General features: G+C 62.0%; 12 protein-coding genes. 2 read left to right on the forward strand and 10 right to left on the reverse strand.

Annotation, left to right across the window (positions count from 1 at the left end):
- Positions 1–70: 70 nt before the first annotated feature.
- The 9 genes from gspK to gspD form a co-directional block, all read right to left on the reverse strand.
- Positions 71–1,210 carry a type II secretion system minor pseudopilin GspK gene (gspK, locus tag M0D69_RS11320; RefSeq protein ID WP_301782115.1) on the reverse strand — a complete coding sequence of 380 codons (1,140 nt, stop codon included), beginning with the start codon at positions 1,208–1,210 and terminating at the stop codon, positions 71–73.
- A 2-nt stretch (positions 1,211–1,212) separates the two neighbouring features.
- Entirely contained in the window at positions 1,213–1,899 is a 687-nt protein-coding gene (locus tag M0D69_RS11325) for a type II secretion system protein J (protein WP_301782116.1), read from the reverse strand.
- Positions 1,877–2,263 (reverse strand): type II secretion system minor pseudopilin GspI, encoded by a 387-nt coding sequence (gene gspI / locus M0D69_RS11330; RefSeq protein ID WP_301782117.1) that lies wholly within the window; start codon positions 2,261–2,263, stop codon positions 1,877–1,879. The genes M0D69_RS11325 and gspI overlap by 23 nt, the downstream gene beginning before the upstream one ends.
- Complete coding sequence (locus tag M0D69_RS11335) at positions 2,263–2,769, reverse strand: GspH/FimT family pseudopilin (RefSeq protein ID WP_301782183.1); 507 nt, start codon at positions 2,767–2,769, stop codon at positions 2,263–2,265. Before M0D69_RS11335 ends, gspI begins: the two co-directional genes overlap by 1 nt.
- A gap of 31 nt (positions 2,770–2,800) precedes the next feature.
- Positions 2,801–3,268, reverse strand: coding sequence for a type II secretion system major pseudopilin GspG (gene gspG, locus M0D69_RS11340; protein ID WP_301782118.1), 468 nt, complete (start codon positions 3,266–3,268; stop codon positions 2,801–2,803).
- Between the two features lie 200 nt (positions 3,269–3,468).
- A complete protein-coding gene (locus M0D69_RS11345) occupies positions 3,469–3,882 on the reverse strand; it encodes a type II secretion system protein N (protein ID WP_301782119.1) in 414 nt (137 codons plus the stop codon).
- 12 nt (positions 3,883–3,894) lie between these two features.
- Positions 3,895–5,112: a type II secretion system inner membrane protein GspF gene (gene gspF / locus M0D69_RS11350; RefSeq protein ID WP_301782120.1), complete on the reverse strand. Its 1,218-nt coding sequence runs from the start codon at positions 5,110–5,112 to the stop codon at positions 3,895–3,897.
- Between the two features lie 6 nt (positions 5,113–5,118).
- Positions 5,119–6,696 carry a type II secretion system ATPase GspE gene (gene gspE, locus M0D69_RS11355; RefSeq protein ID WP_301782121.1) on the reverse strand — a complete coding sequence of 526 codons (1,578 nt, stop codon included), beginning with the start codon at positions 6,694–6,696 and terminating at the stop codon, positions 5,119–5,121.
- A complete protein-coding gene (gene gspD, locus M0D69_RS11360) occupies positions 6,693–9,023 on the reverse strand; it encodes a type II secretion system secretin GspD (protein WP_301782122.1) in 2,331 nt (776 codons plus the stop codon). The genes gspE and gspD overlap by 4 nt, the downstream gene beginning before the upstream one ends.
- Positions 9,024–9,680: 657 nt before the next feature.
- On the opposite strand from gspD, the gene M0D69_RS11365 reads away from it, so the two are divergent.
- Positions 9,681–10,127 carry a lytic transglycosylase domain-containing protein gene (locus tag M0D69_RS11365; RefSeq protein WP_301782184.1) on the forward strand — a complete coding sequence of 149 codons (447 nt, stop codon included), beginning with the start codon at positions 9,681–9,683 and terminating at the stop codon, positions 10,125–10,127.
- 208 nt (positions 10,128–10,335) lie between these two features.
- The gene (locus M0D69_RS11370) at positions 10,336–11,490 is read left to right on the forward strand and encodes a GTP-binding protein (RefSeq protein WP_301782123.1); all 1,155 of its coding nucleotides are present in this window, start codon (positions 10,336–10,338) and stop codon (positions 11,488–11,490) included.
- Positions 11,491–11,575: 85 nt separating this feature from the next.
- Here M0D69_RS11370 and M0D69_RS11375 read toward each other — a convergent pair whose 3' ends face one another.
- A complete protein-coding gene (locus tag M0D69_RS11375) occupies positions 11,576–11,854 on the reverse strand; it encodes an HU family DNA-binding protein (RefSeq protein WP_031364544.1) in 279 nt (92 codons plus the stop codon).
- Positions 11,855–12,181 lie beyond the last annotated feature (327 nt).

Genomic DNA, 12,181 nt, shown 5'->3' on the forward strand with positions numbered 1-12,181 from the left:
CTCTTGTTTTCGGAATCGAAAGTAATTGACTGTACTGCGACGTCGTTCCCGTGGAACCCGTCTCAACGCATCAAGGCTGGTCGCGCACATAGACAATACGCGTGGTATGCGTCGCCGGATCGCGATACAGCAAGGTCGTCCGGTCCAATTCCGCCCGCTCGTGCTGCACGCGACCGTGGATCAGGAAGTATTTCGTGGTGACGTCCATCTGGTTCGTATCGATGCCGTCTGACTTCACGCCCGCGCCGGTCAGCGCGAGCTGCACGTTGCCGACATCGTGGAAAAACACGGTCTCGCGGCGCCCGACAAACGCCTGCGCCTGCGACAGCGACATGCCCGGAACCGTCGCTGCGATCACTTCGGCCGATGCGGTGTTCATGTTCACCGATGACGTGGTCGGCAGCACCGTCACAAACGGCCGCAAGCGCTCCACGGCTTCCGGTGAAAAACCGGGGATATCGAGCAGCGATTCCACGTTGATCATCTGCAGCGGCGCGACGGGTGAGCTGGTGTTGGCATCGGCGAGACCGGGGTCGTCGGTGAAATTGCCGCCGCCTGTTCCGCCACCTTGAGCGATCGCGGCCAGCGTGGCGGCCGGCGTGTTGTTCGCGGGTGCGCTCGTCGATTGCGCCTGGAACCGCGTTGCCGATTGCGCCAGCCCGGCGCGAATCTGCAACGCGACGGTTTTCGCCAGCGAAGCATCGAGTCCGAGCAGCGTCAGCAGTCGCTGGAATGACTGAATCTCCTGCACGTTGATGACCAGCAAACCCGGCGTGGGCGTGGAGACCAGATTGCGCAGGTTGAACTTGGCCTGCGCGTCTTCAATCGATCCCGACAGATACGTCGACGCCCCCTCCTGCGCCCGCACCTCGCCAATTTGTCCGAGAAAATCCGACAATCGCGTTTTCGCGATCGGCACGCCCCACACGCCGCCAAGATACGTGACGGTCGGCGCGGAATCCGCTTCCGAGCGCAGGATCAGCCGGGTCCAGTCGAGCGCACTGCGCGCGATCCATTGCGCCTGCGAAAGCAAGCGCTGGTTCTCGATACGGCGAACCTGCACTTCCTGACGCCACAGCAAGCCGGACACGATGATCGCCGACAACGCCACCACCAGCAGCGCGCTGATGATCGCGACGCCGCGCTGCTTTGAAGACCGCTTCAAAGTCCACTTCGAAGACCGTTTTGCCTGACCCCATGAAGAACGCATCGTCATTCTCCGATCAGAAACACGCGCGTGATCGGCAGCGCGAGATTCTGCGCGCCAACCGCGATCTGAATGCCCGTCACCGCACGCGGCAACGGCGCGTTGCCGAGCTGCGGCACTTTCAGGTTATTGTCGTTCTGCGTGATTTGCGCCGTCACGTCGCCCATGCGCGTCGTCCAGCCGACTTTAGGCACGTACGCGCGCGTGGCGAAGACCGAGACGCCGCCCATCAGCGGTATCGCGGTCCAGCCGTCGGCGCTGTCTCCCGCCGATAACGCCCGCCGCACCTCGCCCACGTTACCGAGCGGCGGCGACGCAAAACGCACCACGCGGCCGTCGCTCAGCCGGTAGCGCACGACCTGCAAGCGCGGCGGCACGCCGGCCGCGTAGACGCCGCGCACGATCTGCACGGAGTCCCCGCCGATAGCCACCGCTGCCTGGCCGGCTTCGTCGTCGGTGGCGGCCTGACGGGCGTCGATGCGCATCTGGTCGAACAATTGCGCCACCACGCGTTCGTCTTCCATCGCGTTCGTAATGGTCGTGCGGCCGCGCATGATCTGATCGAGCCCGCGCCACGACAACACCGCGATCACCGCCAGGATCGCGATCGCGACCAGCATCTCGATCAGCGTAAAGCCACCAACGCCACGAGCGCCGCGAGCGTCCCGCCTAGAGCGAACGGCTGGTTTCATTCGCCACCACCATGACCATTTGCGCGAGATTGCCGGAGATCCCGGGCGACGCCACGAGCACTTCCACGCGCCGGAAAATCGGATTCGGCGTGGCCGTCACGCGATCGGTGCAGATCAGCTTGAGATTGGCCTGCGAGCAATCGAACGTGCGGGAACCGATGTCCGGCCACGTATGCGTGAGCCGCAATTGCGCGAGTTCGTTGTCGGCACTCCAGCCGGCCAGCAGCCGCCGATGTAAATCCGCCTCGCCGTTTGCCATTGCGCCCACGGCCCGCAGCGACGCCGCCAGCGCCACCGCGATAATCGCCAGCGCGACCAGCACTTCGATCATGGTGAAACCGCGGCTGCGTTTGGACGTTGGCATCAGCGCACCTGATAGCGGCCGTTGCCGGTGCCGACGATCGTCGCGCTTCCGGTCGCCGAGACGAGCGTGATTTCCATCGGAGTATCGATAGCTTCAGTGCCGAACACCACCCGCTCCGCCGACTGATCGGAATTGGCGTACTGGATCGTCACGCCGGTCACGCCCCCTTCCCAGCGTCGCGGACGCAGCAGGTCGTCGCGCAGTGGACGCCAGCCGTCTTCCGTGCGGACATCGAAGCGAAAACCGCCGTCGATCGGCCGCCACGCGATAGGCCGCGCCCGCACTTGGGCTTCGTCGCCGGCGGATTCGAACAGGAGCGCCAAGCGCTGCGCTTCCTCGTTCAGGTCGGTGCGCGGATTGCGCGTGAGTTTCACCGACGCCAGCGACACCAGCAATCCCGCAATCACCAGTACGACCAGCATTTCCAGCAGCGTAAAGCCGGCCTGCGGCCGCACCTTCGCGCGGCGCGCCGCCTCAGGTGCTGAACAGTCCGGCTCGTGCTGCATTTTCACGTCGCGTGCTTCTGTTAAGAAAGGCTTATTGCCAGGAACCGATGTCGGCGTCGTTGCCCTCGCCGCCCGCTTTGCTGTCGGCTCCGTAGCTGAATACGTCCACCTCGCCGTGCACGCCCGGGTTCAGGAACTGATATTCCTTGCCCCACGGGTCGACTGGAACGCGGTCCATATAACCGCCGCCTTTCCAGTTATTCGGGACCGGATCGACGGTCGGCTTTTCGACCAGCGCGCGCAGACCCTGCTCTTGCGTCGGATAACGGCCGTTATCCAGCCGGTAAAGATTCAGCGACTGCATGATCGAGCCGATATCCGCCTTCGCCGCCACGCGCCGCGCCTCGTCCGGGCGGCTCATGATCTTGGGCACGATCAACGCGGCGAGAATGCCAAGAATCGCGATCACGACCATGATTTCGATCAAGGTAAAACCACGCTGGCGACGCGCGCCGGATGCCGTCTGGAGTTCGTAGCGGCGCTTCATCCACATTTGCATGACTAGATCTTCCTTTCCAATTGATGTCGTTACAGCGATCAGGCCCAATGTGTTTTTCGATGCCTGTTCGCCGCCCTGGCCGGATCATTCGTCGGAACAATCAACGGTCGTTGCGGGCAGGCAAGCATTCTATAGGTCCGGCTTGCGCGGATTTCACTTCGTAAGCGTCGCCCGTCTGATCACTTTGATCCGGGACGGCTTCAGCGCACATAAATTGTCGGACCGGGCGCGTTCGGCGGCAGGAACACTTCAGAGCGTGAGCCGTTCCTCTCGATGATGATCGAGCGGGCGCGCACTTCCTTGATCGTTACGCCCGGCGTCAGCGGCCCGCCCAGCGAGATCGCGCGCGCCGGTTCGCCGCCGTAGCTCACGATCGCCGCCGCGCCGTGTTGCAACGCGAGTATCCCGAACAGATGCACGTCCTGGTTCTCCTGACGCTTTAGCTGCCCGCCAAAGAGCGTCGCCGCCTGCTCCACCGACGGCGCACGCCCCGCCGCCGCCGCAGGTAACGGCGCGCTCTCGTGGGTGGTCAGCGTAATGACCCACCAGGTCAGCGTCGCGCAGAAAATGGCAAGCGCGATGAGCGAAAGAAGGCGGGTTTGGAGGGCATTCATGGGATGGCTTCTTCACTGCACCAGATTGTTCAATTCGATGATCGGCAACATCACCGCCAGCACGATCACCAGCACGACGCCGCCCATCGCGAGGATCAGCAGCGGTTCCAGCAGGCTCGTGAGGAACATCGTGCGGCGTTCGAGCTCGCGCGCTTCGCCCTCGGAGGCGCGGTCGAGCATGGTGGTGACGTCGCCGGTGGCTTCGCCCGAGCGGATCAGATGCACCAGCACGGGCGGAAATGTCTTCGTATTGCCGAGCGCGCGTGACAGCGAGGTACCTTCGCGCACACGGACGATGGCGTCTTCGATGTTGGCGCTCATCGCGCGGTTGCTCAAGGTTTCGCCCGCGGCTTGCAGCGCGCGCAGGATCGGCACGCCGGCTGCTGTCAGGATCGCGAGCGTGCTGGCAAAACGCACGGTGTTGTATCCACGAACGAGTTTGCCGAGCAGCGGCGCCGTGAGCAGCCAGCGGTCGAACGCCATGCGCGGACCAGGCCGCGCAAGCAGGCTCTTGATGAACCAGCTCAGCAGCGCCACGCCAATCAACCCGGCCCACCACCAGTTCCGCACGAAGCCGGAGAGCGCCATCATCGCGATGGTGAGGAATGGCAGCGTCTGTTTGGTGCTCGCGAACACGTTCACCACTTGCGGCACGACATAACTCAGCAGGAACGTGACGATCCCGAACGCGATCAGCGTGACGATCGCGGGATAGGTGAACGCGAGCACGATCTTCTGCTTCAGCGCATTGCGTTGCTCGATGTAGTCGGCGAGCCGCGACAGCACGAGGCCGAGCTTGCCGGTATGTTCCCCGGCCGCAACCAGCGCGCGATAAATCTCGGGGAAATCGCGCGGATGTTGCGCCAGCGCATTCGCGAACGAATGGCCGCCGAGCACCTCGGCACGGATCGCCGCCATCAACTCGCGGATGTAATCGCGCTCCGATTGCTCGGTCAGCACCGAGAGCGTTTCGCCAAGCGGAAGACCGGCTATGAGGAGGCTGGCGAGTTGTCGCGTGAGGATGGCCTGCTCGCGTTGAGACAAACGCTTTCCCAGCGATAACCGTTGTTTGCGCTCACCGCGCGTGCGTGAACCCGCCGCTTCAACTACAAGCGGCGTCAGCCCCTGTGTTCTTAGCTGGCTGCGCGCGGCGCGGGCGCTGTCGGCATCGAGTACGCCTGTCTGCGACTTGCCCGCCTGATCGATTGCCTCGAAACGAAACGCCGGCATGGATGTTTAGTCTCCGCCTGTCACGCGCAGCACTTCTTCCAGCGACGTCGCGCCACTCGCCAACCAACGGTTCGCGTCCTCACGCAGCGTGCGCATTCCCTGCGCACGGCCGGCGGTCAAAATTTCGGCATCCGATGCATTGCGGTGGATCAGCGCGCGAATGGGATCGTCCAGCAACAACAGTTCGTACACGCCACGACGTCCCGCATAACCCGAGTGGCCGCACTTGTCGCAGCCAACGGCGTGCCAATGAACCTGGCCGTTCTCCTCGCGTTTCTCCTTGCACACCGGACACAACTGCCGCACGAGCCGCTGCGCCAGCACGCCGAGCAGCGACGACGCGAGCAGATACGGCTCGACGCCCATGTCGGTGAGACGCGTGACGGCGGATGCAGCGTCGTTCGTGTGCAGCGTCGCGAGCACGAGGTGGCCCGTCAGCGATGCCTGCACGGCAATCTGCGCCGTTTCCAGATCGCGGATTTCCCCGATCATGATGATGTCCGGGTCCTGCCGCAGAATCGATCGCAACGCGCGCGCGAAGGTCATGCCAATGCGCTCGTTGACCTGCGTCTGGCCGATCCCGCCGAGGTCATATTCGATCGGATCTTCCACCGTCATGATATTGGTGGTGGCGGTTTCGAGCCGCGACATCGAGGCGTACAGCGTGGTCGTCTTGCCGGAACCCGTCGGGCCGGTCACCAGCACGATGCCGTGCGGACGACCGATCAGCTTGTCGAAATGGACCAGCGTATCGCGCGCCATACCCAGCGTTTCGAGGTTCAGCCGTTGCGCGTCTTTTTCCAGCAGACGCAGCACCGCGCGTTCGCCATGACCGGTCGGCAGCGTGGAAACACGCACGTCCACCGGCCTGCCGCCCACGCGCAGCGTAATGCGGCCATCTTGCGGCAACCGCTTTTCCGCGATATCCAGCTGCGCCATGATCTTGATGCGCGAAATCAGCGCACCGTGCAGCGCCTTCTTCGGGCGCACGACGTCGCGCAAGGTGCCATCGACACGAAAACGCACGACCGAAGACGTCTCGAACGGTTCGATATGAATATCCGACGCCTGTTCACGCGCCGCCTGCGTCAGCAGCGCGTTGATCATGCGGATGATCGGCGCGTCGTCTTCCGATTCGAGCAAATCCTCTATTTCGGGAATGTCCTGCATCAGCCGCGATAAATCGACTTCGCCTTCCACTTCGCCCACGACCTGCGCGGCAGTGCCGTCATTACGTGAGTAGGCTGAATTGATTGCCGCTGAGAGTTCGGCCACCGGCAAACGCACGATGGAAAGCGCGCCGAAGTTGCGGGCGACTTCGGCGAGTGCGGCGTCGCTGGTTTTATCGCTGATCCACACTTCGAGGCTGTCCGCGTGCTGGTGCGCCACGAGAATCTGCCCGGTCCGCGCAAAAGCGTAAGGGATCAGCCGCGCCGCAAGCGGCGACGGCGCGATGCGCTCAGCATGCTCGGCCACGACAGCGGGCGGAATCGCCGTTGCTTGCGCCGCTGCCTGGGTCGACACACCGGCTCGCGCCGCTGCTGACGACGCAGAAGCTGACGGCGGCGTGGACGGCGTGCTCACGGCTGCACTCCGGGCGCCGCGGAGGAAGGCGCGACGGGCACAGGGTTGGCCTGGACAGCACCATTCGTCGCCGGCGCGGGAGCCGACTGCGGTGGCGCCATCTGCTGGCGCCGCATCTGGTCAAGATTGAACAGGTTCATCGCGGCCGAACCGCCTTCGGCCGGGCCGATCGGCTTTGGCGGCATCACCGGATCGTCCTTGTCCATGATCAGGTTGTTGTCCGACTTGTACGCACCCTGCACGCCCTGGATGTAGTCGTAACGGTTCGACGTCACGGCCTGAGCAGTATTGCGATCGGTGATGATCACGGGGCGCAGGAATACCATCAGGTTGGTCTTGGCGCGGGTCTTCTGTTCCGAACGGAACAACTGGCCGATCCAGGGGATATCGCCCAGCAGCGGCACCTTGCTGTTGCTGACCTGGTAGTTGTCCTGCATCAGGCCACCCAGCACGATGATCTCGCCGTTATCGGCGAGCACCGTCGACTGGATCGAGCGCTTGGTGAACTCCGGGCCGGACGGGTTGGTCGCCACGTTGGTCGTGCCGTTCACGATCGCCGAGTCTTCCGTGTAGAGCTGCAGCTTCAGGATTCCGCCATCGGTGATCTGCGGCTTGATGTGCAGCGTCAGACCGACGTCGACGCGGTCGAACGTATTGAACGCGTTGCTCGTGGTGCCGCTCGTGAGGTTCGAATACGAACCCGTCTGGATCGGCACGTTCGTGCCGACAACGATCTTGGCTTCCTCGTTGTCGAGCGTGATGAGGTTAGGCGTTGACAGCACGTTCGCGTCGGCGGTCTGCGATAGCGCCTGCAGCAGCGCGCCGAGCCCCTGCACACCGAAAATGTTGTGCACCCAGCCAACGTTGAGCCCCTGCTGGATATTCTGGTTCGCGAGCGCCCCGGCAAGACCGCCGGAGCCTGTGGTCGCGGCGGCTATCGCGGCCGCACCCGTCAGGTTGATGATGCTGTTGCCGGAGCCGGTCGCCAGATTCGTGCCGGCAAAGATCGAATTGTTCGCGACCTGCCACTGAATGCCGAGATTGGCGTTCGTGTTCGAGTTCAGTTCGACGATCAGCGCCTCGATATAGACCTGCGCGCGCCGCGCGTCGAGTTGGTCGATCACCGCCCGCAGGTTGCGGTACACCGAGTCCGACGCCGTGATGATCAGCGAGTTGGTGGCAGAATCCGCCTGGATCATGCCGCCTGGCTGATTGTCCTCGCTCTTTTCCTTGTCGCCGCCGAGCAGGCCGCCGGCACCGGAACCGCCGCTCGAGCCGTATGCTCCTCCCCCACTGCCGCCCATCGGCGACGCTGTCGAACTGCTTCCGAGTCCGCCCGACGGTAGCGGTGGCGTACCCGCTGTACCCGTCGAACCGCTGCCAAACGAACCGCCGCCGCTCGAACCGCCGCCGCTCTGGTTGAACGAATTCGCCTCGTTCGAGCCGGCCGACGAGCCGGTATCGCCGCCTTTGCCGAGCATCCCGCGCAGGGTCTTCGCGAGCTTCGTCGCGTCCGCGTTGCGCAGCGCGACGACGTGCATGTTGCCGGGTTGTCCGGTCGGCCCGTCGAGCTGTTTCGCGAGGGACGCCGCCGCGTTCAGCCGGCCGGCGTTCGAAGCGCGCAGCAGCAGCGAGTTGGTGCGGGGGTCGGCGGTGACCGATACCTTCAACGTCGTGTCGGTGCTGCCAATCGAGCCCGGATCGAGCATCTTCGTGAGCTGCTGCGCGGCGTCGATCGCGTTCGCGTTTTTCAGCGGCACGACCTGGACCTGCTGGCCCGCCGCCGTATCCACGCCCGCGATGATCTGCGCGATACGCCGCACGTTGTCAGCGTAGTCGGTGACGACCAGCGTGTTGTTCGCCGGATAGGCCGCGATCGTATTGTTCGGCGAGATCAGCGGACGCAAAACGGGCAGCAAATTATTGGCCGATTCGTTCCTCAGCTGGAACACCTGCGTGACCACCTGGTCGCCGCGCGCAACCGGCGCGTTGCCGACGTAGGTCGGCACGCCTTGCAGCTTGGCGTCGGCTTCGGGCACGACTTTCAATACGCCGTGGTCCTGCACCAGCGCGAAGCCCTGCATCCGCAAAGCAGACTGCAGGGTCTTCAGCGCCTGATCTTCAGGCACCGCATTTTCGGACACGAGATTCAACTGACCTTTCACGCGCGGGTCGACGATGATCGTCTTCCCAGTCGCGGCACCGATCGCCTTCGCTACCTGATCGATATCCGCATTGACGAAATTCAGTGTCACCTGTGCGTGCGCAAGTTGCGTGGTGACAAGTCCAGCCACCAGCAAAGCCGTCGCCACGCGACGCAATGCCATACGTTTTCTTCTCATGGAGTGTGATGTCTAGACCTGCTGATCACGCCGCAGCAGACCAATCGTATTGCGCGTCTTTCAACGCGTTAATGCCGCGATGGTCTGAAACAGACGTTTCCAGGGCCGGTGCCCGGGCAATGCCATATCCCAAAAACGTGAACCATAGCAGCTTTTCATGTCACCTTTGTCACAAAAGCACTAATTCTCGGCTGACGATCCTCAAAATACTAAAGTGTCTGAACATCGAAAAAATCTTCAGATAAAAGAGAGTTGATTTAACCCTTACTTGATGCTTTCACTCTGCCAGGCGCGGCGTATTTGTCATATTTTGGCTGCTTCGCCTGCACAGGCGACCCATTTGGATCTGGCCCGCTTATAAAGACAGACGCGGCTAATCGCGTTGACCTGGAAACGCCCTTCATTTAATTGGCGTCACATGACTTGGCTATGTCGGATGGGCGAATTTAAAACCCAATAGTCTGCCGGGTATGATACGGGCGGATTAGTGCGATGGATGCGCGTTATGCGGGTGGGTTTTCCCGCATTTACCGAGTATTAGCAGGTTTTACCAGATGTTACATGGTTTTGCCGATGAAACGATGCCTTCACCGCAGCCACGCGCGGACGTCGGGCACGCGGTCGATCAAGACGGTACCTATGATGAAAATGTTTTTGCGACTCTTCGCGATGGGATTCGGCGCCTTGCTGGCAGCCGCGCCGGCGCACGCCGACTGTTTCGACGAAGCCGCCAAGTATCAAAAGGTCAATCCGCTGATCCTGCGAGCGATCGCGTGGCAGGAGTCGCACAACCAGCCCGACGCAATGAACAAGAACGCGAATGGTTCCATCGACTATGGTTTGATGCAGATCAATTCCGTCCACTTGGGCCAGCTCGCGCAGTACGGCATTTCGACCACCACGCTGATGCAACCGTGCAAGTCGGTCTATATCGCCGCGTGGCATTTGCGCCAGAAGATGAACAAGTATGGCAACACGTGGCAAGCGGTCGGCGCTTATCACTCGGAAACACCGTCGCTGCGCGACCAGTATTCAAGGCAGATCATCAATATCCTGGGCAAGTGGAAGCTGCTGACGGCATCGCGCTGATTCGGGTTCGTTTCACTTCGTTGTCGTCCGGCTGTTTCTATATCGTCTGATTCGTCTGATTTTCATCGCATGGCGCGGCGCTCCAGCCGCCTTTGATGCACAATTCCGCGTTCCAGCTCGCCGCCTTTGCAGGCGGGTTTTCTTGAAAGCGCCACCGTTTTCATCGGCCGCTCGCGCGACTATGCGCCTTCTTTCAATGCCAAACGCGATGAATCAGCCACTGCCAGTCACCGTGCTTGCCGGTTTGCCAGGCGCAGGCAAAACCACGCTACTCGACCATTTGCTCGCGCATCACGCCGGAGCCGGTATCGCGGTCGTTCGCGGCCGGATCGACGATCTGTCGGGCGAAATCACCGGCGTTGCCGCTGAAAATCGCTTCGATGCGATCGTGGTGGAAGCGTCCGGTACCGACGATCCGCAGGTGATTGCGGAAAGCCTGGTCTTCGATAACGACATCGCGCACCTCGACACGATCGTGACCGTCATCGATGCGGAGAGCTTTTTGCGCGATTACGCGTCGCCGGATGCACTGAGCGAGCGGGGAATCGCAAGTGATGACCACGATGACCGGACGATCGTGGAAGTGCTGATCGCGCAGATCGAGTTCTGCGATGTGATCGTGATCAACAAAACGGATCTCGTCGATACCACCGCGCTCGCCAAACTCAGGCGCATCCTGCATGCGCTCAATCCACGCGCCGACCTGATCGACACCCATCAAGGCGCGGTGGCCGCAAGCGAGTTGCTGAACACGGACCGCTTCGACTTCGACGCAACCTCCAGCGCGCCAGGCTGGCTGGCAATGCTGAACGCCGATCCGGATTCCGCGTCGGCGTTTGCGGCGGATGATCTTGGCATCAACGGTTTTGTTTATCGTGCGCGCCGGCCGTTTCATCCCGAGCGGCTGTGGGCGCTGGTGCATCAGGAATGGCCGGGGGTTTTGCGTTGCAAGGGCTTTTTCTGGCTGGCGACGCGCAGCGATATCGGCGGATCGCTGTCGCAAGCAGGCGGCACCTTGCGGCACGGTCCGGCGGGCATGTGGTGGGCGGCGCAGGAACGCAGCGAATGGCCGACCGGCGATGCGGAGCTGGAAGCGGAAATTGCCGCAGACTGGTACGGCGACGCGGACGATATGACTATCGGCGACCGGCGTCAGGAACTGGCGATGATCGGAATCGATCTGGATGAGCCGCATTGGCGTGCTGCATTCGACGCCTGTCTTCTCACCGATGAAGAGTGGTCGCGCGTTTCAGAGGCATCGTTCGGCGATCCGTTTCCATCGTGGGAAATGGACGAGGATGAGCACGATCACGAGCATCATCACCATGGCGACGATTGCGATTGCGGCGCCCACGGGCATTAGAATCCGCACACTCGCAGGTGAAATCCCCGCTGCGGACGAAAAAAACCCGCCAGAGGCGGGTTCGATACTGACAATCGGCTACAACTTACCGCTTGTTCACTGCGTCCTTGAATGCCTTGCCAGCCGTGAACTTGACGGTCTTGGCGGCCGGAATCTTAATGGATTCGCCGGTCTTCGGATTACGGCCGGTGCGCGCTGCGCGCTTGCCCGAGCCGAAACTGCCGAAGCCAATCAACTGCACGGCGTCGCCCTTCGAGACGGCCTTCTTGACCACTTCGAGCAACGTATCCAGCGTTTCGCCGGTTTGAGCCTTGCTGGCGCCGGTCTGAGCGGCCACGGCGTCGATCAGTTCCTGTTTATTCATTAAGGTTCCTTTATCAGTTTAGGTTGACACGAACAGCGCGAACGCGCCGATTATACGTGCGCAGGCCTTGCAGTCCAGTACTGGCGCGGGTCTAGCCCCTTGGCCCACTATTCCGGCAAACCCTTACAGCCCGGCCGCCGGGCCACCTCCTTACTCGGCGCTTGTTATCATAACGCAGCGCAAACCCAATCAGGATAAGGGTTTCGAAGATTTAAGCATGACCGGACGCAAGTGAAAACCTTTTCCCGCAGCGGTTTCATGCAAGCAATCCTTTCGTACTGGGGGTTTCACCCTTCGTTGGTTTTTGCCAACGGTTCTGAGACGATC

Source organism: Caballeronia sp. SEWSISQ10-4 2, assembly GCF_030464885.1.
Taxonomy (GTDB): Bacteria; Pseudomonadota; Gammaproteobacteria; order Burkholderiales; family Burkholderiaceae; genus Caballeronia.

Bases quoted from the DNA above. Each gene is read 5' to 3' on its own strand.
- M0D69_RS11365 (WP_301782184.1), top strand. From the start codon at position 9,681: ATGAAAATGTTTTTGCGACTCTTCGCGATGGGATTCGGCGCCTTGCTG.
- M0D69_RS11335 (WP_301782183.1), bottom strand. From the start codon at position 2,769: ATGCAGCACGAGCCGGACTGTTCAGCACCTGAGGCGGCGCGCCGCGCG.
- gspG (WP_301782118.1), bottom strand. From the start codon at position 3,268: ATGCAAATGTGGATGAAGCGCCGCTACGAACTCCAGACGGCATCCGGC.
- M0D69_RS11370 (WP_301782123.1), top strand. From the start codon at position 10,336: ATGAATCAGCCACTGCCAGTCACCGTGCTTGCCGGTTTGCCAGGCGCA.
- M0D69_RS11325 (WP_301782116.1), bottom strand. From the start codon at position 1,899: ATGAAACCAGCCGTTCGCTCTAGGCGGGACGCTCGCGGCGCTCGTGGC.
- gspK (WP_301782115.1), bottom strand. From the start codon at position 1,210: ATGCGTTCTTCATGGGGTCAGGCAAAACGGTCTTCGAAGTGGACTTTG.
- gspF (WP_301782120.1), bottom strand. From the start codon at position 5,112: ATGCCGGCGTTTCGTTTCGAGGCAATCGATCAGGCGGGCAAGTCGCAG.
- M0D69_RS11375 (WP_031364544.1), bottom strand. From the start codon at position 11,854: ATGAATAAACAGGAACTGATCGACGCCGTGGCCGCTCAGACCGGCGCC.
- gspD (WP_301782122.1), bottom strand. From the start codon at position 9,023: ATGGCATTGCGTCGCGTGGCGACGGCTTTGCTGGTGGCTGGACTTGTC.
- gspI (WP_301782117.1), bottom strand. From the start codon at position 2,263: ATGCCAACGTCCAAACGCAGCCGCGGTTTCACCATGATCGAAGTGCTG.
- M0D69_RS11345 (WP_301782119.1), bottom strand. From the start codon at position 3,882: ATGAATGCCCTCCAAACCCGCCTTCTTTCGCTCATCGCGCTTGCCATT.